The organism is Actinoallomurus acanthiterrae, from assembly GCF_054775715.1.
In genome coordinates this window covers 4223913-4243988 of record NZ_BAAHCO010000001.1, presented here as the reverse complement: position 1 = coordinate 4243988, position 20076 = coordinate 4223913, and the positions used below count along the sequence as shown (strand labels likewise).

Genomic DNA, 20076 nt, shown 5'->3' with positions numbered 1-20076 from the left:
GGCGGGCGCTGTTCACTGAAAATGAGAACGTCCAGGTCGGCCACAGGGGCCGACCTGGACGTCGTACTCAGACGTGATCAGACGAGGTCGAACCGGTCGAGGTTCATCACCTTGTTCCACGCCGCGACGAAGTCCGTCACGAACTTCTCCTTGGCGTCATCGCTCGCGTAGACCTCCGCGAGCGCGCGCAGCTCGGAGTTCGACCCGAAGACGAGGTCGGCGCGGGTGCCGGTCCACTTGACCTCGCCCGTGGCGTCGCGGCCCTCGAACGTGGCCGCGTCCTCGGACGTCGACGTCCACGTCGTGCCCAGGTCGAGCAGGTTGACGAAGAAGTCGTTGGTCAGGGTGCCGGGGTTGGCGGTGAGGACGCCGTGCCGCGACTGCTGGTGGTTCGCGCCCAGGACGCGGAGGCCACCGACGAGGACCGTCATCTCGGGGGCGCTCAGGGTCAGCAGGTTGGCCCGGTCGAGCAGCAGGTACTCGGCCGGAAGCCGGTTGCCCTTCCCGACGTAGTTGCGGAACCCGTCGGCGGTCGGCTCGAGCGCGGCGAACGACTCCACGTCGGTCTGCTCCTGCGACGCGTCCGCGCGGCCCGGCGTGAACGGGACCTCGATCTCGAAGCCGGCGTCCTTCGCCGCCTTCTCGACGGCCGCGCCGCCGGCGAGCACGATCAGGTCGGCGAGCGAGATCTGCTTGCCGCCGGCGTTGAAGGTCTCCTGGATGTTCGCCAGGACGCTCAGCACCGTCGCCAGCTGGTCGGGGTCGTTGACCTCCCACCCGGCCTGCGGCTGGAGGCGGATGCGCGCGCCGTTGGCGCCGCCGCGCTTGTCGCTGCCGCGGAAGGTGGAGGCCGACGCCCACGCGGTGGACACGAGCTGGGACACCGTCAGGCCCGAGGCGAGGATCTTCGCCTTGAGGGAGGCGATGTCCGCGGCGTCGACGAGCTCGTGCGTCACCGGCGGCAGCGGGTCCTGCCACACCAGCACCTCGGCCGGGACCTCCGGGCCGAGGTAGCGCACGACCGGGCCCATGTCGCGGTGGGTCAGCTTGAACCACGCCCGGGCGAACGCGTCCGCGAGCTCGTCGGGGTTCTCCAGGAAGCGCCGCGAGATCGGCTCGTAGATCGGGTCGAAGCGGAGCGCGAGGTCGGTCGTGAGCATCGTCGGCGCGTGGCTCTTCGACGAGTCGTGGGCGTCGGGAATGGTGCCCGCGCCGGCGCCGTCCTTCGCCGTCCACTGGTTCGCGCCGGCGGGGCTCTGGGTCAGCTCCCACTCGTAGGCGAACAGGGTCTCGAAGAAGGTGTTGTCCCACTTGGTCGGGGTGGGCGTCCACGTGACCTCGAGGCCGCTGGTGATCGCGTCGCCGCCCTTGCCGGTGCCGAAGGTGCTCTTCCAGCCCAGGCCCTGCTCCTCGATCGGGGCGGCCTCGGGGTCGGCGCCGACGTTGTCCGCCGGGCCCGCGCCGTGGGTCTTGCCGAAGGTGTGACCGCCCGCGATCAGGGCGACCGTCTCCTCGTCGTTCATCGCCATCCGGCGGAACGTCTCACGGATGTCGCGGGCCGCGGCCAGCGGGTCCGGGTTGCCGTTCGGGCCTTCCGGGTTGACGTAGATCAGGCCCATCTGGACCGCGCCCAGAGGGTTCTCCAGCTCACGGTCGCCGGTGTAGCGCTCGTCGCCGAGCCAAGTGGTCTCGGGACCCCAGTAGACGTCCTCCTCGGGCTCCCAGACGTCCGCACGGCCACCGCCGAAGCCGAACGTCTTGAAGCCCATCGACTCCAGGGCGACGTTGCCGGCGAGGATCATCAGGTCGGCCCACGAGATCTTCTGGCCGTACTTCTGCTTGACCGGCCACAGCAGGCGGCGCGCCTTGTCGAGGTTTCCGTTGTCCGGCCAGCTGTTGAGCGGCGCGAAGCGCTGCTGACCGGCCCCGGCGCCGCCGCGGCCGTCGCTGATCCGGTAGGTGCCCGCGCTGTGCCACGCCATCCGGATGATGAGCGGGCCGTAGTGACCGAAGTCGGCCGGCCACCAGTCCTGCGAGGTGGTCAGCACCTCGGCGATGTCCCGCTTCACGGCCGGCAGGTCGAGGCTCTTGAACGCCTCGGCGTAGTCGAACTCCTCGCCGAGGGGGTTGGCCACGGCGGGGTTCTTCGCGAGGATCTTCAGGTTGAGCCGGTCCGGCCACCACTGGCGGTTGCCGCCGCCCTGCGTCGGGTGCGGGGCACGGCCGTGCGCGACCGGACAGCCTCCGGTCTCCTCCGTCTTCGACTCGGTGACGATCGCGTCATGGTTCTCGGTCATGGAAACCCTTCCGGACTAGTCGGATCACAATGCTCAGGCACTACGGGCGGTGGAACAGTCGGAGCACAGGCCCCAGTAGATGACCTCGGCCTCGTCGATCGAGAAGCCGTGGTCGTCGGACGCGGTGAGGCACGGCGCCTCGCCGACCGCGCAGTCGACGTCGGCGACGACACCGCACGACCGGCAGATGATGTGGTGGTGGTTGTCCCCCACGCGTCCCTCGAACCGGGCCGGACTGCCGGGCGGTTCGATGCGGCGTACGAGTCCCGCCGCGGTGAGCGCGTGGAGGGCCTCGTACACCGCTTGAAGCGAGATGTGGCCCACGCGCTCGCGCACGCCGGAGGCGAGCGCCTCGACGTCGAGGTGGTCACCGTCCCGGACGGTCTCGAGCAGTGCGACGCGGGCAGCCGTCACCCGCAGGCCGGCACCGCGCAGCTCATCGGCGGTGGCCGGATCACGGGGTGCGCTCATGCCGCCCAACCTACCGCCATAAACACGAATGATTCAAGGGAACGAACCTTCCAAGTTTCGTAACGCATCAGGCAAAGGGCACGTCTGCCACAGTCGCGTGGCCGGGAGCGGACAGCGGGGAGGTCGGGCCGTCCGCCACATCGGATCTCTGAGAATCCTCTGAGATTCGCGCTCCCATGCTGACCGCGTCCGCACCCTGATCGAAAAGGTGGACGCGATGAAGGACTACCTGGTTCTCGGAGCGGGTCCGGCGGGACTCCAGCTCGGATATCTCCTGGAGAAGGCGGGCCGCGACTATCTGATCCTCGAGGCCGGTCCGACACCCGGGACCTTCTTCAAGACCTTCCCCCGGCACCGGACGCTGATCTCCAACAACAAGGTGCACACGGGGTGGACCGACCCGGAGCTGAACCTCCGGATGGACTGGAACTCCCTGCTGACCGACGACCCCGAGCTGCTGTTCACGCGGTACAGCGAACGCTTCTTCCCGCCCGCCGACGAGATGGTGCGCTACCTCGCCGACTTCGCCAAGGCGACCGGGCTGCGCGTCGCGTACGACAGCCGGGCCACGTTGGTCACGCGCGACGACGAGGGCTTCGAGGTGCGCACCGAGAGCGGTGACGTCCACCGGGCCCGGTGCCTCGTCGCGGCGACCGGCTTCTCCCAGCCGTACGTCCCGCCGATCCCCGGCATCGAGACGGCCGACCTGTACACGACCGTGTCGGTCGACCCGGCGGAGTTCACCGACCAGCGGGTCCTGGTCATCGGCAAGGGCAACTCGGCGTTCGAGACCGCCGAGAACCTCATCGAGAAGGCCGCGGTGATCCACGTCGCGGGGCCCAGCTCCGTACGGCTGGCGTGGCAGACGCACTTCGTCGGGCACCTGCGGGCCGTCAACAACAACTTCCTCGACACGTACCAGCTCAAGGCGCAGAACGCGATCCTCGACGGGACCGTCAAGAAGATCGAGAAGCGGGACGACGGCTACCTCGTGACCGTGAGCTTCGCCCGTGCGGACGAGGTCACCAAGGACGTGCCGTACGACCGGGTGATCGCGTGCACCGGCTTCCGCTTCGACGCCTCGATCTTCGATGAGACGTGCCGTCCCGAGCTGACGATCCGCGACCGGTTCCCCGCGCTGACGACCGCGTGGGAGTCGGCGAACGTCGCCGGCCTGTACTTCGCGGGGACGATCACCCAGTCGCGTGATTTCAAGAAGGGGACCAGCGGGTTCATCCACGGGTTCCGGTACGGCGCGCGCTCCCTGTTCCGGATCCTGGAGAGCAGGTACCAGGGCGTCGCGTGGCCGCACCGCGCGCTTTCCGTCACGCCGGACGCGCTGGCGGACGCGGTGCTCGAGCGCGTCAACCGGACGTCGGCGCTGTGGCAGCAGTTCGGCTTCCTGGCGGACGTGATCGCGATCGACGGCGACGGCGCGCGGTACCTGGAGGAGATGCCGTTCGACCACGTCGACCTCCCCGACCACTACCGGATCACCCTGGAGTACGGGCCGGACCACGACAAGCACGACCCCTTCGACATCTCGGTCCGCCGCATCGCCCAGAGCGACGCCGACCGGGCCGACGAGGGCCACTACCTGCACCCGGTGGTGCGGCACTACCGCGGTGAGGAGCTCGTCGCGACGCACCACATCACCGAGAACCTCGAGAACGAGTGGGACTCCCCGACGACGCACCGCGAACCGCTCCGGGCGTTCTTCGCCGTGCAGACCGCGACGATACCGGCCTGAGGGCGGAGCGATGCGGACCCTGCGCGAGTACGAGGCCGTGGCGCGCGAGCGCCTGGACCCCGTGTACTACGACTACTTCGCGGGCGGTGCGGGCGACGAGGTCACCCTGCGGGCGAACGAGGCGTCGCTGGGGCGCGTCTCGCTCGTCCCGCGCATCCTGCGCGGCAGTGCGCGGCGCGAGCTCGGCGTGACCCTGCTCGGCACCCGGGCGTCGATGCCGGTGCTGGTGGCGCCGACGGCGTTCCACAAGATCGCGGCACCCGACGGCGAGCGCGCGACCGTACGGGCGGTGGCCGCCGCCGACACCATCATGATCGTGAGCATGGCCTCGACCGTGGCGGTGGAGGACATCGCGGCCGAGGCGCCGGGCGCGAAGCTGTGGTTCCAGCTGTACATCCAGCCCGACCGCGGCTTCACCGAGGCCATCGTCCGGCGGGCCGAGGCGGCGGGCTGCACGGCCCTGGTCGTCACCGTCGACTCCCCCGCCCTGGGTCGGCGCGAACGCGACGACCGCAACGACTTCCACGACCTGCCGGACGGTCTGCGCTGCGAGAACCTGCGGATCGGCGATGCCCCCGGCGACGTCCGGCAGATCACCATGTCGCCGGAGATCTCCTGGGACCACATCGCCTGGCTGCGGGAGATCACCGACCTGCCGATCGTGCTCAAGGGCGTCCTGCACGCGGAGGACGCCCGGCTCGCGGTCGACGCCGGGGTCGCCGGGCTGCTGGTGTCCAACCACGGCGGCCGCCAGCTCGACACCGTGCCCGCGACGATCGACGTGCTCCCCGAGGTCGTGGACGCCGCCGGCGGCCTGCCCGTGCTGATGGACGGCGGCATCCGGCGCGGCACCGACGTGCTCAAGGCCCTCGCGCTGGGCGCGAGCGCGGTCGCGCTCGGCCGGCCGGTCGTGTGGGGCCTGGCGGCTGAGGGCGAGCAGGGCGTCAAGGGCGTGCTGGAGCGCATCCGCGACGAGGTCGACCACGCCCTCGTCCAGTGCGGCTGCGCGTCGGTCCGGGACCTCGACCGGAGCTTCGTCCGATGCCGACCGTGATCGTGACCGTCGCGGCGGTCGCCCTGGTCCTGAGCCTGCCGTACTGGCTGCCGGGCCGGGTCGTCGCGCTACGCGTGTGGATCTTCGCGCGGGTCAACGGCGACGAGGCGATCACCGTCCCCGGTCCCCTCGTCGACGTGTCGCGGTTCCGGCAGGTGTACGCCGACCCGGCGGCGAACGGCCGCAGCAAGGGCGCCGCCCTGTCGGACCTGTTCTGGTACTGGCTGGCGCCCGGCCCGCACATCCATCAGGAACACCTGGAACCGGGCCCCCGGTACGAGGAGGTCGCCCGGACGACCCGCGCGTTCCTGTCCATGCCGACCGCACGGGCCGAGGAGCTGACCGCCCAGTGCGTGGAGCGGGGCCTGCGCGGCATCGACGGCATGACGACCGTACGGCTCCGCGACCTGATGATGCCGATCTGGGCGGAGTTCTACTACGAGGTGGTGTTCGGCGAGCGCTGCCCGCCCGAGGCGCGCGACCTCATCGTCGCCAACGCCGACGACGTGGTGACCGCCCTCAAGTGCTGCGGGCTGCGGCACATGGACCGGCGGCACCGGCTCACCGACTACCTGGAACGCCGCCTCGCCGACGTGCGGCACCCCCTGCCGGAGGGGCTGTCGGCGCGCGAGCGGGCGCTGTACCTGCAGGGCACCTTCTTCAACACCGCGATCGTGCAGACGTCGGAGGCGATGACCCACCTGCTCATGGCCCTCGCGCAGCACCCGGACGTTCAGGAGCGACTGCGCGACGCCGACGACCGGTACGTCCACCGGGTGATCGACGAGACGCTGCGGCTCTACCCGCTGTTCGGGATCGCGCATCGGGTCACCTCCGCGGAGACGCGGGTCGGGGAGACGACGATCCCGCCGGGCTCGGTGCTGTGTTTCGACTATCCGGCGTTCCACCGCGCCGGGTTCGAGGACGCCGGCGAGTTCCGTCCCGAGCGCTGGGAGACGCTGTCGGCCCGCGACGTCAACCACATCCCGTTCGGGATCGCCGCGAACCGGCCCTGCCCGGCCTGGCACCTGACCCCGATCACGATGCGGGTCGCGGCGCGCGAGATCGCCCGGCGCTTCACGCTGCACACCTCCGCCGCGCACACCCGGTCCGTTCCCAACCGTGGGCCGTGCCTGCTCGTCCCCCGCGACGCGGCGGTGCCGGGCGTACGGCGGGCGGCGGTGCTCGCGGCCATGCGGGTCCGGGACCGGTGGGAGGACCTGTGGCGCAGCGCTGTCCAACTCGTCCTCGGCGGCTACATGGTCTGGGACGCCCGCCGGCAACGGCTGTGCGAGCGTCACTTCGCCAACGCCGAGGGGGCCTGCCCTGTCACCGGGAGGTCGTGGTGAAACGCTTCTGGTTCGGCTGCCTGCTGGTCGCGGCCGGGGTACTCCTGCACGTGCCCGACTACGTGATGGCCCGGCACGACCACTTCATGATGGCCGGCATGCCGATGGGCCGCACGATGTCGCTCGGCATGACGCTGATCGTGGCGGGACTGGCCCTGTGCGTCTGGGGCGTGCTGCCGGGGAAGGAGGAGCGGGCCGCCCGCGCGCGGCGCGCTCCCGCCGCCCCGTACGCCTCGCTCGACGAGGCGGCGCTGACGCGGGCGCACTGGCTGCTCGTGGTGGTGCTCACGGTCGGGCTGGTCGTCGACACGATGAAGCCGGCCTCGCTCGGCTTCGTGGTGCCCGGCATGGCCGAGGAGTACGGGATCAGCACCCGGGAAGCGGCATCCCTGCCGTTCGTCGCCATCACCGGCACGGTCGCCGGCTCCCTCTTCTGGGGGTTCCTCGCCGACGTCTTCGGCCGCCGGTCGACGATCCTGCTCTCCTCCGTCATCTACATCGCCACCTCGATCTGCGGTTTCATGCCCAGTCTCGGGTGGAATCTCGTCATGTGCTTCTTCATGGGCGCGTCGGCGGGCGGCATGCTGCCGACCGTCTACTCGCTGATGGCCGAGTCGATCCCGGCCCGGCGGCGCGGCGGGCTCATCGTGCTGCAGAGCGGCCTCGGCGCCGCGCTCGGGTACCTCGTGGCCAGCGGCGCCTCCGCCCTGCTGGCCCCCCACTTCGGCTGGCGGATCCTGTGGGTGCTCGGCGCGCCCACCGGCACGCTCCTGCTCGTGCTGAGCCGCTGGATCCCCGAGTCGCCGAGGTTCCTGCTGTCCGTCGGCCGGGACGAGGAGGCCGCGCGGGTGATGACGCGGTACGGGATCACGACCCGCCCGGCCGGCACCGCCCCCGCCACGCCCCCGGCGTGGTCGTCGTTCCGGTCCCGGCTCCGCGCGCTGCTCGTGCCGCCGTTCCGTCGGCGCACGGCCACCATCACGCTGTACGGCCTGGGCTGGGGCATCGTCAACTGGGGGTTCATCACCTTCCTGCCGACGTTCCTGGGCGACGACAAGTCCTCGGCCGGCGCGCTGCTGTTCGTCTCCTCACTCTTCGCGGTGCCCAACACCGCCCTGGCCGCCTACCTGTACGGGCGATGGGGCAGCCGCCGGACGATGTTCTGCTACGCGGCGATCACCGGCGCGGTGCTCGTGCTGTTCCCGGTGCTCGGCGTCGACGGCGAGGGCGGCCGGGGACTCCTCCTCGTCCTGCTCGTCACGCTGCTGGCCGGCGCGGGCGGCATGATCGCCTTGTTGTCGCCGTACTCCACCGAGGTCTATCCGACCGCCCTGCGCGCGGGCGGCAGCGGCCTGGCCGCGGCGGCCGGCAAGGTCGGCGGCATGCTCGGCCCACTGCTGCTGACGTCGGCGCCGGAGCTGCGCATGCTCGCGCTCATCGTCGCGGCCCCCGTGGCCGCCGCGGCGCTCGTGCTGTGGCTCACCGGGATGGAGACCGCCGGGCGGCCACTGGTCGAGGCGGAGACGGGGTGATCCTGGCGTGCTCGGTGGGGGCCGTGCGCTCGGCGGGCAGCCGGACGGTGAAGGCCGCGCCCGCGCCGGGACGGCCGTCCACGTCGATCGTGCCGCCGTGGCCGTCGACGACCTCGCGTACCAGGGCCAGCCCGAGGCCGAACCGGCGGCCCGCCCCGTGCTCCCCGCGGGCGAACCGGGTGAACAGCCGCTCGGCGTCCCGCGGGTCGAGCCCCACGCCGTCGTCGCGGACCTCCAGCCCGACCATGGCTCCGTCACGGGAGAGCGTCACCGTGATGTGCCCGCCGGGCGCGGTGTGGCCGAAGGCGTTGTCGACCAGTGAGGTGACCACCCGCCGCAGCGCCGGTTCGACGCCGCGCACGATGTGCGGGCCCAGGTCCCGGAGCCGTACTTCCAGGGTCACCTCGCGCGCCTCGGCGCGGGCGCTCTCGGCGGTGATCAGGCCGTCGGCGATGGCGCCGAGGTCGACCGGGCCGAACAGCCCGCGCGTCTGCCGCAGCTGTGCGGACAGGAGCAGGTCGTCGATCACCTCGCTGAGCTGGCGGGTCCCGATGACCATCCGGCTCACCTCGGCGGCCAGGGCCGACGGGTCGGCGTCGGGCCGCAGCCGCCGTTCCAGCAGCTGCGCCCGCGTGTGCAGCTGGGTCAGCGGCGTGCGCAGCTCATGGCTCGCGTCGGCCACGAACCTCCGCTGGCGGGCGAGCGCCTCGCCCAGCGGCGCGATCGCCCGGCGGGCGAGCAGCTGACCCACGAGCAGTGCGGCCAGCAGCCCGGCGGCCTCGGCCGCGGCCAGCGCGACGTACAGGCGACGCCGCTCCTCCACCTGGTAGCGCAGGTCGATGAGCGCCTGGCGGACCACGCCGGCCCGGAACTCGGTCCGTACGACGTAGGCCCGCCCGCCGACCGTGATCCGGCCGGTCCGGGGGCGGTGGTCGGCGGCGACCCGGTGCAGCTCGGTGCGCAGGGGCAGGTCGGTGGGCGCCCCGGGGGACGCGGTCAGGGCGCCGCCCCGCAGTTCGAAGAGCCAGATGCAGGGCGGCGGGTGGGCGATGTCGGCGCGCGCGACCGCGACGGCCAGGTCCCGCCCCGCGGACGAGGCCTGGCCGTCGATGGTCACGCAGTAGACCAGCACCCCGACGAGCGCGATGACGAGGGTGACCGCGCCGGCGACCTGCGCGGTGATGACCATCCGGGCGCGGACCAGCAGACGGCGCTCGAGGTCCGGCGCTCGGGTCACGGCTCCCCCATCCGGTGGTCCGGCGATCCGCTCCCGACTCGCGATCCGGCTCACAGTTCACCCGCCCGGTAGCCCACGCCGCGTACGGTGCGCACGGCTTTGCGGCCGAGCTTGTTGCGCAGGTAGTAGACGTAGGTGTCGACGATGGACTCCGCCTGTGCCGCCTCGAAGACGCGTTCGCGCAGCGCGGCGCGGGTGTGCACCTGGTCGGGGCGCGCCGCCAGCACCCGCAGCAGCTCGTACTCCCTGCCCGACAGCGCCACCTGCCCGCCGTCGGGCAGGGTCACGACCCGGGTCGTCAGGTCGAACCTGCCGTCGCCCAACGGCAGGACCTGGGCGCTGTCGCGGTTACGGCGGTGCAGGGCGCGTACCCGCGCCAGCAGCTCGTCGACCTCGAACGGTTTGATCAGGTAGTCCTCGGCGCCCGCGTCGAGCCCCGCGACCCGGTCCGCGACGGCGCCGAGCGCGGTCAGGACCAGGACGGGGGTGGCGACCGCCCGCCGGCGCAGCCGGACCAGCAGGTCGAGGCCGTCGATCGCGGGCAGCCCTCGGTCAATGATCATCGCGTCGTACGACCGGCTCAGGCCCAGGTGCAGGCCGCGTTGGCCGTCACGGGCGACGTCGACGATGTAGCCCTCGTCGGAGAAGAGCCGGGCGAGCATCTCGCTGAGTTCCCCGTCGTCCTCGACGAGGAGAAGGCGCGACCGCGGCGCGTCCCGCGGCTCGGCTTGGGCGATCATGACACCACCGTGTCATCCCGGATTCGATCTTGGTCAGAATTTCGGTCAAAACCGTAGATCCTCGGCGCCATCGGCGTCTACGCGGGCCATGGTCCACCGGCGGCCGGTCGGCCGCCTTCCGACCGCGAAGTGCTGGGCATCACTCGGACGGACCGCTGGAGAGGCCGTTTTCGGCGACACCCGGATCACCGGAATCGCCCTTTACGGGCCACTGGCCCGTTCCGGCCATGTGAAAAGCGTACGGGTGTGATACGAGGTGATTCCCACGAACCGCGAAAGACGCCTTCCAGGCCCGTTCCCGCTGATCCGGCCGCCGGGGGGCACGCCCTCGGCGGCCTGGTCAGGCCTGGAGATCGGCCGGGGGCGAGGGGTCGACGTTCAGGATCGCCAGCGCCTGCCGGACCCGTCCGCCGGACATCTCCAGCGCGGCTCGGCATTGCTGGGGCGCCGCCGGCGTGTGCCGCCGCGCGAGCAGGAAGACCAGCGCGGTCTTCAGGTCACCGCAGAGATCGAGCGCCTCCGCGCATTCGGCGTCGTCCGCTCCGGTGGCCTGCGCGAGCAACCGCATCGTCCGTCCGCGCAGTTTCGCGTTGGTCGCCCGCATGTCGACCATCAGGTTGCGGTAGGTGTGCCCCAGCCGCACCATCAGCGCGGTCGAGAACGCGTTCAGGATGAGCTTCTGCGCGGTGCCGGCCTTGAGCCGGGTGGAACCCATGATCGCCTCCGGGCCGGTGTCCGCGACGAGCAGATGGTCCGCGAGCTCGGCCAGCGAGGCGTTCGGATTCGAGGTGATGAGCGCGGTGGCCGCCCCGGCGGTGCGAGCGGCCGTCAGCGCCGCCCCGACATAGGGCGTACGACCGGAGGCGGTCAGGCCGATCACCACGTCCGCCCCGGTGACATCGGCGGCGTCGGCCCCGTGGTCCTCGTCCTCGGCGTTCTCGACGGCGTGGACCAACGCCCTGGCGCCACCGGCCTGATGGGCGATGACCACGCCATCGGGCAGTCCGAACGTCGGGAGCAGTTCGGCCGCGTCGAGCACGCCGAGCCGTCCGGACGTCCCCGCGCCGAAGTAGTGCACCCGGCCGCCGCCGGTGACCCGCGCCGCCGCGTCGTCCACCAGCGCGGCCAGCCGGGGCAGCACCACGGCGACCGCGTCGGGGACGGTGCGGTCCTCCTCGTGGAGCAGGCGGACGAGCTCGAGCGTCGGCACGGCGTCGAGTTCGGCGGTCCGGGTGTTGACCTGCTCGGTCGGGGACGCGACCCGGATTCCGAAGTGGTTCACGAACGGCCTTTCTGTCGGAGACATCTCTCAGGCGGCCCTACCAGGCGGTCGAGGGGTCATGGTCACCGGGCCGCCCCGTCGGCCGTCGTTTCGCTGTTCACGACGTGGCAGGCCAGCCGATGCCCGCCGGACTCGGGAAGCATGAGCGGTTCAGCCCCACGGCAGCGGTCTTCGGACAGCGGGCATCGCGGGTGGAAACGGCATCCCGACGGCGGGTCGGCGGCGTCCGGGACCTCCCCGGTGACGACCAGGTCGGCCGGCGGAGCGTCGAGCCCAGGGTCGGCGATCGGCACCGCCGCCTGCAGCGCCCGGGTGTACGGATGCCCCGGGGCGTCGGACACGACGTCCCACGGTCCGTACTCGACGATCTTCCCGAGATACATCACCGCGATCTGGTCGGCGAGATGGCGCACCATGCCGAGGTCGTGAGAGATGAACACGAACGTCAGTCCGAGCTCGCCGCGCAGCCGGGCCAGCAGGTTGATGATCTCCGCGCGGACCGACACGTCCAGCGCCGACACGGGTTCGTCCAGCACGAGGATCTGCGGCTGGACGGCGAGCGCCCGGGCGATCCCGATGCGCTGCCGCTGTCCGCCGGAGAGCTGGTGGGGGTACCGGTCGGCGGTCGACGGCGGCAACCCGACCGTTTCGAGCAGCTCGGCGACACGGCCCGTACCGGACGGCAGCCGGTGCACCGTCAGGACCTCGGCCAGCGCGGCGCCGACCCGCTGCCGTGGATCGAGGGAGGCGTACGGGTCCTGGAAGACGAGCTGGACGTCGCGCCGCAGTTCGCGCAGTTCTCGTCGCCTGGCGAGGTCGATCCGCCTGCCCGAGGATCTCGACGCTGCCGGAGTCCGGCCGTTCGAGCCGGGTCAGCAGTCGCGCGAGCGTCGATTTCCCGCAGCCGCTCTCCCCCACGACGCCGAGCACCTGACCGCGTCCGACGCTCACGCTCACCCGGTCGAGCGCGTGGACCTCGCCGCGCCCCGGCGTGCGGTAGTGCTTCACGACGTCGCGGACCTCGATCGCGATCTCGCCGGAGGCGCCCCGGTCACGCACGGGTGGTCACCTCCGCGGACGGCGCGCGCCAGTCCCCGCGCGGCACCCAGCATGCGGCTCGTGAGCCGCCACGGTCGATCAAGGGAGGTTCCTCCGTGTCGCAGCGATCCTGTCGTTCGGGGCAGCGCGGCGCGAACGGGCACCCCTGCGGGAGCGCGGACAGCGCGACCGGGCTGCCGCCGATCTGCGGCAACGGCTCCTGGTGCGGGTCGCCGGGTGTCGGCAGCGAGCGCAGGAGGCCGTCGGTATAAGGGTGGTTCGGGGTGGCGAACAGCTCGCGCGTACGGGCCAGCTCGATGCCCCGGCCGGCGTACACGACGGCGACCCGGTCGGCGATCCGCGCCACCACGCCGAGGTCATGGGTGATCCAGACGACCGCGAGCCCGTACTCGTCCCGCAGCCGGGAGACCAGCTGAAGAATCTGCTGCTGGATCGTCACGTCCAGCGCCGTGGTCGGCTCGTCGGCGATCAGCACCTTGGGCCGGGGCGCGATCGCGCACGCGATCAGCACCCGCTGCCGCATGCCGCCGGAGAGCTGGTGCGGGTAGAGCCTCATCAGCGCCCGCGGCGACGGCAGGCCGACCTCGCCGAGCACGGTCACCGCCCGTTCGCGGGCCTCCTCCTTCGACCAGCCGTGCGCCCGCAGTCCCTCGGTCACCTGTCTGCCGATACGCATCATCGGGTTCAGGGACGTCATCGGATCCTGGTAGACCATGCCGATCTCGGCGCCGCGTACGGCACGGCGCTCGGCCTCGCGCAGCGCCACCAGGTCCCGGCCCTCCAGGAGGACCTGACCATCGGTGACGGAGGCGCCGCTCGGCAGCAGGCCGGCGATGCTCAGCGCGGTGAACGACTTGCCCGAACCGGACTCGCCCACCACGGCGAGCGTCTCGCCACGGTCGACCTCGAGGTCGATCCCCCGCAGGATCTCCAGCGGCCCGGACGGGGTGCGGATCGCGGTGTGCAGGCCGCGTACCGCCAGCATCGGTTCGCTCATCGGCGAGAGTCCCTTCGCGGGTCGAGTGCGCTGCGCAGACCGTCGCCGAGCAGGTTGAGCGCTATCACCGCGACGACGATCGCGAGCGCCGGGAAGGTCAGCGTCCACCACGCGTCCGCGACGGTGTTGCGGGCCTCGGAGACCATCAGGCCGAGGCTGGGCGTCGGGGGCCGTGTTCCCAGGCCGAGGAACGACAGCGCGGACTCGGTGAGGATCGCCCAGGACAGCGCCAGTGTCACCTGCACGATGATCGGCGCGCTGACGTTCGGCAGCACGTGGCGGAGGAGGATCCGTGGCAGTGGCGTGCCGAGCACCCGCTGCGCCTTCACGTACTCCGAGGTGCCGACGGAGAGTGTCGGCCCACGTGACACCCGGGCGAAGATCGGCGTGTACACGACGGCGATCGCGATCGCGGTGTTCTGCCATCCGCTGCCCAGGGCGCTGACGACCGCGAGCGCCAGCAGGATCGCGGGGAAGGCGAAGAGAATGTCGACGAAGCGGCTGACGACCTGGTCCACCCAACCGCGGAAGAAGCCGGCGCTGATGCCCAGGATCGAGCCGATCACGGCCGCGGCCGCCACCGAGACGACCGCGACCCGCAGCGACGTCCAGATTCCGACGGCGGCCCGCGCGGCCACGTCCCGGCCGAACTGGTCGGTACCGAACCAGTAGCCGCCGGACGGACCCCGCAGCCGGGCGGCCGGGTGCTGCGCGATCGGGTCGTGCGGCAGCACCCCGAACGCGCCGAGCACGGCGACGACGGCGAGCACCAGGATGACGGTCAGGCCGATCCGCCCGTTGCGGTCCCGCCAGACCCGGGCGAGCAGCCACGACCGTCCGGGCACGGCGGGAGCGGAGTCGACGGGCTCGGCCACCGTGGGCAGGACACTCATGCGCCCTCCTCCGTACTCATGCGGCACGTGTCCGCGGGTCGATGATCCGGTAGAGCAGGTCGACGAGCAGGTTGACGAAGACGAACAGCACCGCGATGACCAGCACCGTGCCCTGCACCACCGGGTAGTCCCGGTTGGAGATGGCGGTGAACAGCAGGCGTCCCATACCGGGCAGCGCGAAGATCTGCTCGATGATCACGGTGCCGCCGAGCAGGTAGCCGAACTGGATACCGGTCAGCGTGACGATCGGGATGGTGGCGTTGCGCAGGATGTGCGAGGTCCGGACCCGGCCCGGCGACAGGCCCTTGCCACGCGCGGTGCGCACGTAGTCGGCCTCGGCCATCTCGACGTACTCCGATCGGGTCGTGCGCATCACGTTGGCCGCGAACGCGACCGCGAGCACGAGGGACGGGTAGAGGATCTGGCTCATGTTCCCCGCCACCGAGCGGGTCAGCGGCACGAACGTCCCGGTGTCGGGGAAGTAGTGGAACGCCTCGGCGAGGAACGTCACCACGGCGGTGCCGAGCACGAACTCGGGGATCGCCAGCCCGACCAGGGACGCGCCCTGGGTGAGCGAGTCGGAGGCCCGTCCCGGCCGGTTGCCGGCGAGCACACCGAGCAGCACGCCGAAGGCGGTCCCGATCACCGCGGACAGCACGGCGAGTTCGACCGTCACCGGCAGCGCCTTGCCCACCAGGCCGGTGACGGACTGGCCGCTGGTCAGCGACAACCCCAGGTCGCCGTGCGTGACGCCCGAGATCCACCCCCAGAGCTGGGCGAACCAGGGCTTGTCGATCCCGTAGAAGTGCTCGAGCGAGGCCCGCTGCGCGGGGGTCAGCGTTCCGGACTCGACGCCGAGCGACGCGGTGATCGCGTTTCCCGGAATGGCGCGCAGGACGACGAAGACGACCACCGTCACCCCCAGCAGGGTGATCAGGGCGCCCAGGAGCCGGGCCCCCAGCCATCGCCAGTTCAGCATGCTCGCCGCTCTCAGGACGCGCCGGCCAGGGAGCTGAGCAGCTCGTCCGGACGAGGCGTGAAGCCGTGGACGCCCGAGCCGACCAGGTAGTAGTCGTCCGAGCGGAACATCCACACCCACGGGGACTCGGCCAGCAGCTCCTTCTGGAGGTCGCGGAAGGTCTGCTGCCGCTTGCCCTCGTCGCTGGTGGAGTTGCCCTGGCCGAGCAGGCCGGACAGCGTCGAGGAGTCCAGGCCCGCTGGCTTGGCGAGGCTGCCGCCGGAGGTGTAGTAGCGCCCGTACATCAGGAACGGGTCGTACGAGCCGCCGTTCAGCGCGACGGCGGCGTCGTAGTCCGCCGCGAGCCACGCCGACACGTACGGGCCGGTGGACATCTGCTTCAGCTGCAGGTTCACGCCGATCTTGGACAGCTGCGCCTGGAGGTTCTGGGCCTCGGCGCCGGCGGTGGCGTACTCACCGGTCTCGACGATGGTGCTGAGCGTGAAGCCCTTCGCGTAACCGGCCGCGGCCAGCATCGAGCGCGCCTTGGCGACGTCGCCCGGCGTGCAGGGCAGGCCGTCCGTCGCCGAGTACGCGAAGGCCGGGCTGGTGATGGGGCCGGTCACGGTGCCGTCGCCGTAGGCCGCCGTCTGCACCACCTGGTTACGGTCGATGGCGCAGCTGATGGCCTGCCGCACCTGCTGGGTCCGCAGCGGGCCCTTCCGGCCGTTGAGCATCAGGACGTGGTACGACAGGGCCGGCTGTTTGGCCAGCGAGTACGTGCTGGACTTGCCGGCCTGGCGGGCGACGCCGGGGTCGGAGATCAGGCCGAGCTGGAACGCGCCGGCCTTCATGCCGGACAGGATCGACGACTCGTCCGGGATGACCCGGAACTCGAGTTTCTTGATCTTCGGTACGCCGCCGAAGTACTTCGCGTTGCCGGTGAGGACGACCTGCTGGCCGGGGTTCCAGGCGTTCCAGGCGAACGCTCCGGTCCCGTTGGGCTTCTTGCCGACCGTCCCGGCGGAGATGTCCTTGGCGGACTCGATCGAGGAGTTCACCGTCGCCAGCGAGTAGAGGAGCGAGGCCGACGGTTGTGACAGGTGCAGCACGACCGTGGCGTTGTCGGGGGCGTCCACCTTCTCGATCGCGGTCAGGTTCGAGCGGGCGACCGCGCCGGTCTTCTGGTCGAGGATCCGCTCGATCGACGCTTTGACGTCGCCCGAGGTGAATGGCGAACCGTCCTGCCAGGTCACGCCCGTACGAAGGGTGAAGTCGACGGTCCGCCCGTCGGGCGAGACCTTCCACTGGGTCGCCAGGTCGGGCTGGATCTGACCGGTGGGGCTGGTCGCCACCAACCTGGAGTAGACGAGGCCCAGTGTCTGCTGGGTCTGGAACGCCGTCGCCAGCTGCGGATCGAGTTTGTCGACATCGCCCGTACGGGCGACGACGAACGTGGAGGCGCCGGATGAGGACGAGGAGTTCTGCGAACCGCTGGGCGAGCAGGCCGCCATGGCGGTGGCGGCGGCGGTGAGCGCGATGGAGGTGGTCCAGAACCGGATACCGCTATGGCCGGGCGAAGTGAAGGGCGTCATGGAAGGTCCTCCGAGCAACGAGTTGCCCCAGACGTTAATGGTTGACCTTAATGACAGACAATAGGTTAACCATTAACATCTGCCTCGTGTCCGAAATTACCCGGCTCACCACTGACCCGCTGGTCACCGTCGTCACCGACCTGCTGGGGGCGTCCCCCGACGGGAGCGCCGCCCCGCCCGGGGCGCTCGTCGCCGTCGCCGAAGGCGGCCGGGTGCGCTACGCCGCCGGAGGGCTCGCACGGCGCGGCGCGGCCGGAGGGCCGGTGGAGATGGACTGGGCCACGAGAACGGACGCCGGGTCGGTGAGCAAGGTCGTCGGTACGACGGCCGCGCTGATGGCGCTGGTGGACGCCGGAGAGGTCTCCCTGGACGCACCGGTCGCCCGCCACCTGCCGGAACTCGACCGGCACGGCACCGTCCGCGACCTGCTCGAGCACCGCGCCGGCCTGTGGGAATGGTGGCCGCTGTACCTGAAGGGCGCCCGCGGCGACGACGCCGTCTCGCTCGCCGCCCGCCTGCCGCTCCGCTATGGGCCGGGCGAGGGCCGGCACTACTCGGACCTCGGGTTCGTCCTGCTCGGCGCGCTCGTCGCACGCGTCGGCGGCGACCTCGCGGCGACCGTGGACGAGCTGGTGCTGCGAGCTTTCGGGCTGACCGAAACCCGCTACGCCACGCCCGCACCCGGAGGACCGGTGGCCGCCAGCTCCAACGGCGACACCGTCGAACAGGACATGATCGGCACCGGAGTCCCGTACCCGGTCGACGGCGCCGTCACCGACTTCGACGGCTGGCGTGACCATGTGCTGGTCGGTGAGGTGAACGACGGCAACGCTTTCCACGCGTTCGGCGGAGTCGCCGGACACGCCGGGCTGTTCACGACGGCCGCCGACCTCCTGCGGTTCGCGACGGGCCTGCTGAGCCGGCTGGACGGTGACGGGCCGATCCGGCGTGACACGGTCGCCGAGTTCCTCGCGGCCGGCGCCGACCCTCATCAGGCGCTGGGATTCCGGGTCTGGGACCTTCCCTCTGGTCCCGCCGTCGGGCACGCCGGCTTCCCCGGAGTCGCGTTCGCGGTACTGCCCGGGCACCGGGCCGGAGTCGCGATGATCACCAACCGGCTGCACGCGGGCGGCCCGCCCCGGGCGACCGAACGAATGTGGCTGCGGGTACTCACCGCGGCCGAGGACCACCTGAGGAGACCGCGATGGACCTGACCGTCATCGGCATGATCAGTGGTACGTCCTATGACGCGGTCGACGCCGCCGCCGCCGACTTCTCGCTGATTGGCGAGGAGGTCGTCTGCCGACCTCGCGGGCTGTACAGCGAGGCCGTCCCGGACGAGCTCCGGGCCCGGATAGCGGCCGCCCTGCCGCCGCATCCCACGACGATGGAAGAGGTGTGCCGGCTCGACACCGAGCTGGGCCGGCTGTTCGGCTCGGTCGCGGCGGCGGCCAACGAGCGCCTCACCGGCGGGAGCGCGGACCTGATCGTCTCCCACGGGCAGACCGTCTTCCACTGGGTCGAGGGCCCGCACGCGCTCGGCACGCTGCAACTGGGGGCCGCGGCCTGGATCGCCGAGGCGACCGGCGTGACCACCGTCTCCGACCTGCGTACGCGCGACGTGACCCGTGGCGGCCACGGCGCGCCGCTCGCCTCGACGCTGGACGCGCTGCTCGTGCTGTCGGACGAGGTACGGCGCGGCTCCCTCAACCTCGGCGGCATCGCCAACATCACCGTGCGCGACGCGGGCGGAAACGTGATCGCGTACGACCTCGGGCCCGCGAACGCGCTGATGGACAGCGCCGTCAGCGACGCCACCGCGGGCGCCGAGCGAATGGACGCCGGGGGTGCGCGGGCGGCACGGGGCACGGTGCACGCGGCGCTACTCGATCGGCTGCTCGCCGAGCCGTACTACCGCGCCGAACCGCCCAAGTCCACCGGCAAGGAGCTCTTCCACGCCGACTACGTCCGCGACGCCGTCGGCGGGCTCGACATCGGAACCGACGACCTGCTCGCGACGCTCACGGAACTGACCGCGAGGCTCGTGGCCGACGCGTGCCGGGCACACGCGCTGGCCGAACTCGTCGTCGCGGGCGGCGGGGTGCGCAACCCGACCATGATGCGGCGGATCGCCGAGCTCTCGGCGCCGGTGCGCGTCCGGCCGATCGAGGACTTCGGCCTGCCGGCCCAGGCGAAGGAGGCATACCTGTTCGGGCTCCTGGGCTACCTGTCCGTGCACGGCATCGAGGGCACGATCGCGTCGGCGACCGGCGCGCGTACCGGCTCGGTCCTGGGATCCGTGATCCCTGGCGCGGCCCCGCTGCGGCTGCCGGAGCCCGCGACCACCCGGCCGAGCCGGATGGCCGTCAAATGATCTCCTGCCGGGAGGCGGTCACCGAGGACCTGCGCGCGATGGCCGGCATCTTCGTGGCGGCGTGGCGGGCCGGGTATCGAGACGTCGTGCCGGACGAGGTGATCGACGCCCTCGACGCCGACACCGTCGCGGCCGACCTGACCGCGGGGCTGAGCGGCCCCGGCCTCACGACCGTGCTCGCCGTCGACGGCACCGGGCGGCCGGCCGGGTTCGTCCGCTACGGCGACGACGCCGATCACCCCGGCGGGGGCTATCTGGCCGCCCTCTACGTCCATCCGGCCGCATCGGGGGCGGGCGTGGGGCGCGGCCTGCTCCAGCACGCGATCGACGCGATGCCCGGCGTGGACGTACGACTGTGGGTGTTCGAGGACAACGACCGCGCACGCACGCTCTACGAACGTGCCGGATTCCGTCCCGAGGGCGTACGGCTGGTCGATCCGCGCTGGCGGGCACCACAGGTGAGGTACCTCCGCCCGGCCCCTCGGTAA

General features: G+C 71.6%; 17 protein-coding genes. 7 read left to right on the top strand and 10 right to left on the bottom strand.

Annotated features, from left to right (window positions below; translation table 11 throughout):
* Positions 1-77 precede the first annotated feature (77 nt).
* Entirely contained in the window at positions 78-2297 is a 2220-nt protein-coding gene (katG, locus tag ACYVF7_RS20520) for a catalase/peroxidase HPI (RefSeq protein WP_460342818.1), read from the bottom strand.
* Between the two features lie 33 nt (positions 2298-2330).
* Entirely contained in the window at positions 2331-2768 is a 438-nt protein-coding gene (locus ACYVF7_RS20515) for a Fur family transcriptional regulator (RefSeq protein WP_460342815.1), read from the bottom strand.
* 217 nt (positions 2769-2985) lie between these two features.
* Here ACYVF7_RS20515 and ACYVF7_RS20510 point away from each other — a divergent pair, with 217 nt between their 5' ends.
* From ACYVF7_RS20510 to ACYVF7_RS20495, 4 genes are read left to right on the top strand one after another with little or no spacing between them, the layout of a single operon-like run.
* The gene (locus tag ACYVF7_RS20510; protein WP_460342812.1) at positions 2986-4518 is read left to right on the top strand and encodes an NAD(P)-binding domain-containing protein; all 1533 of its coding nucleotides are present in this window, start codon (positions 2986-2988) and stop codon (positions 4516-4518) included.
* A gap of 10 nt (positions 4519-4528) precedes the next feature.
* A complete protein-coding gene (locus ACYVF7_RS20505; RefSeq protein WP_460342809.1) occupies positions 4529-5572 on the top strand; it encodes an alpha-hydroxy acid oxidase in 1044 nt (347 codons plus the stop codon).
* Entirely contained in the window at positions 5560-6921 is a 1362-nt protein-coding gene (locus ACYVF7_RS20500; protein ID WP_460342806.1) for a cytochrome P450, read from the top strand. Before ACYVF7_RS20505 ends, ACYVF7_RS20500 begins: the two co-directional genes overlap by 13 nt.
* Positions 6918-8453: an MFS transporter gene (locus ACYVF7_RS20495; protein ID WP_460342803.1), complete on the top strand. Its 1536-nt coding sequence runs from the start codon at positions 6918-6920 to the stop codon at positions 8451-8453. The genes ACYVF7_RS20500 and ACYVF7_RS20495 overlap by 4 nt, the downstream gene beginning before the upstream one ends.
* Here the strand turns inward: ACYVF7_RS20495 and ACYVF7_RS20490 are convergent.
* From ACYVF7_RS20490 to ACYVF7_RS20455, 8 genes are all read right to left on the bottom strand, one after another.
* Complete coding sequence (locus tag ACYVF7_RS20490) at positions 8401-9690, bottom strand: sensor histidine kinase (RefSeq protein WP_460342800.1); 1290 nt, start codon at positions 9688-9690, stop codon at positions 8401-8403. The genes ACYVF7_RS20495 and ACYVF7_RS20490 overlap by 53 nt on opposite strands.
* A 50-nt stretch (positions 9691-9740) precedes the next feature.
* Positions 9741-10430, bottom strand: a complete 690-nt coding sequence (locus ACYVF7_RS20485; protein ID WP_460342797.1) for a response regulator transcription factor — start codon at positions 10428-10430, stop codon at positions 9741-9743.
* A 340-nt stretch (positions 10431-10770) separates the two neighbouring features.
* On the bottom strand, positions 10771-11712 hold the full coding sequence (locus ACYVF7_RS20480) for an N-acetylmuramic acid 6-phosphate etherase (protein WP_460342794.1): 942 nt from the start codon (positions 11710-11712) through the stop codon (positions 10771-10773).
* Between the two features lie 62 nt (positions 11713-11774).
* The gene (locus ACYVF7_RS20475; protein WP_460358022.1) at positions 11775-12500 is read right to left on the bottom strand and encodes an oligopeptide/dipeptide ABC transporter ATP-binding protein; all 726 of its coding nucleotides are present in this window, start codon (positions 12498-12500) and stop codon (positions 11775-11777) included.
* A 263-nt stretch (positions 12501-12763) separates the two neighbouring features.
* Complete coding sequence (locus tag ACYVF7_RS20470) at positions 12764-13768, bottom strand: ABC transporter ATP-binding protein (RefSeq protein ID WP_460342791.1); 1005 nt, start codon at positions 13766-13768, stop codon at positions 12764-12766.
* Positions 13765-14661, bottom strand: coding sequence for an ABC transporter permease (locus tag ACYVF7_RS20465; protein ID WP_460342788.1), 897 nt, complete (start codon positions 14659-14661; stop codon positions 13765-13767). Before ACYVF7_RS20465 ends, ACYVF7_RS20470 begins: the two co-directional genes overlap by 4 nt.
* Before the next feature lie 16 nt (positions 14662-14677).
* On the bottom strand, positions 14678-15640 hold the full coding sequence (locus ACYVF7_RS20460) for an ABC transporter permease (RefSeq protein WP_460342785.1): 963 nt from the start codon (positions 15638-15640) through the stop codon (positions 14678-14680).
* 11 nt (positions 15641-15651) lie between these two features.
* Positions 15652-17214 (bottom strand): ABC transporter substrate-binding protein, encoded by a 1563-nt coding sequence (locus tag ACYVF7_RS20455; RefSeq protein ID WP_460342782.1) that lies wholly within the window; start codon positions 17212-17214, stop codon positions 15652-15654.
* 86 nt (positions 17215-17300) lie between these two features.
* Here ACYVF7_RS20455 and ACYVF7_RS20450 point away from each other — a divergent pair, with 86 nt between their 5' ends.
* From ACYVF7_RS20450 to ACYVF7_RS20440, 3 genes are read left to right on the top strand one after another with little or no spacing between them, the layout of a single operon-like run.
* Positions 17301-18428 carry a serine hydrolase domain-containing protein gene (locus ACYVF7_RS20450; RefSeq protein ID WP_460342779.1) on the top strand — a complete coding sequence of 376 codons (1128 nt, stop codon included), beginning with the start codon at positions 17301-17303 and terminating at the stop codon, positions 18426-18428.
* Entirely contained in the window at positions 18419-19588 is a 1170-nt protein-coding gene (locus ACYVF7_RS20445; protein ID WP_460342776.1) for an anhydro-N-acetylmuramic acid kinase, read from the top strand. The genes ACYVF7_RS20450 and ACYVF7_RS20445 overlap by 10 nt, the downstream gene beginning before the upstream one ends.
* Positions 19585-20076 carry a GNAT family N-acetyltransferase gene (locus ACYVF7_RS20440; protein ID WP_460342773.1) on the top strand — a complete coding sequence of 164 codons (492 nt, stop codon included), beginning with the start codon at positions 19585-19587 and terminating at the stop codon, positions 20074-20076. The genes ACYVF7_RS20445 and ACYVF7_RS20440 overlap by 4 nt, the downstream gene beginning before the upstream one ends.

Coding starts and splice junctions, on each gene's coding strand:
- katG (WP_460342818.1), bottom strand. CDS start 2,297: ATGACCGAGAACCATGACGCGATCGTCACCGAGTCGAAGACGGAGGAG.
- ACYVF7_RS20515 (WP_460342815.1), bottom strand. CDS start 2,768: ATGAGCGCACCCCGTGATCCGGCCACCGCCGATGAGCTGCGCGGTGCC.
- ACYVF7_RS20510 (WP_460342812.1), top strand. CDS start 2,986: ATGAAGGACTACCTGGTTCTCGGAGCGGGTCCGGCGGGACTCCAGCTC.
- ACYVF7_RS20505 (WP_460342809.1), top strand. CDS start 4,529: ATGCGGACCCTGCGCGAGTACGAGGCCGTGGCGCGCGAGCGCCTGGAC.
- ACYVF7_RS20500 (WP_460342806.1), top strand. CDS start 5,560: ATGCCGACCGTGATCGTGACCGTCGCGGCGGTCGCCCTGGTCCTGAGC.
- ACYVF7_RS20485 (WP_460342797.1), bottom strand. CDS start 10,430: ATGATCGCCCAAGCCGAGCCGCGGGACGCGCCGCGGTCGCGCCTTCTC.
- ACYVF7_RS20470 (WP_460342791.1), bottom strand. CDS start 13,768: ATGAGCGAACCGATGCTGGCGGTACGCGGCCTGCACACCGCGATCCGC.
- ACYVF7_RS20465 (WP_460342788.1), bottom strand. CDS start 14,661: ATGAGTGTCCTGCCCACGGTGGCCGAGCCCGTCGACTCCGCTCCCGCC.
- ACYVF7_RS20460 (WP_460342785.1), bottom strand. CDS start 15,640: ATGCTGAACTGGCGATGGCTGGGGGCCCGGCTCCTGGGCGCCCTGATC.
- ACYVF7_RS20455 (WP_460342782.1), bottom strand. CDS start 17,214: ATGACGCCCTTCACTTCGCCCGGCCATAGCGGTATCCGGTTCTGGACC.
- ACYVF7_RS20445 (WP_460342776.1), top strand. CDS start 18,419: ATGGACCTGACCGTCATCGGCATGATCAGTGGTACGTCCTATGACGCG.
- ACYVF7_RS20440 (WP_460342773.1), top strand. CDS start 19,585: ATGATCTCCTGCCGGGAGGCGGTCACCGAGGACCTGCGCGCGATGGCC.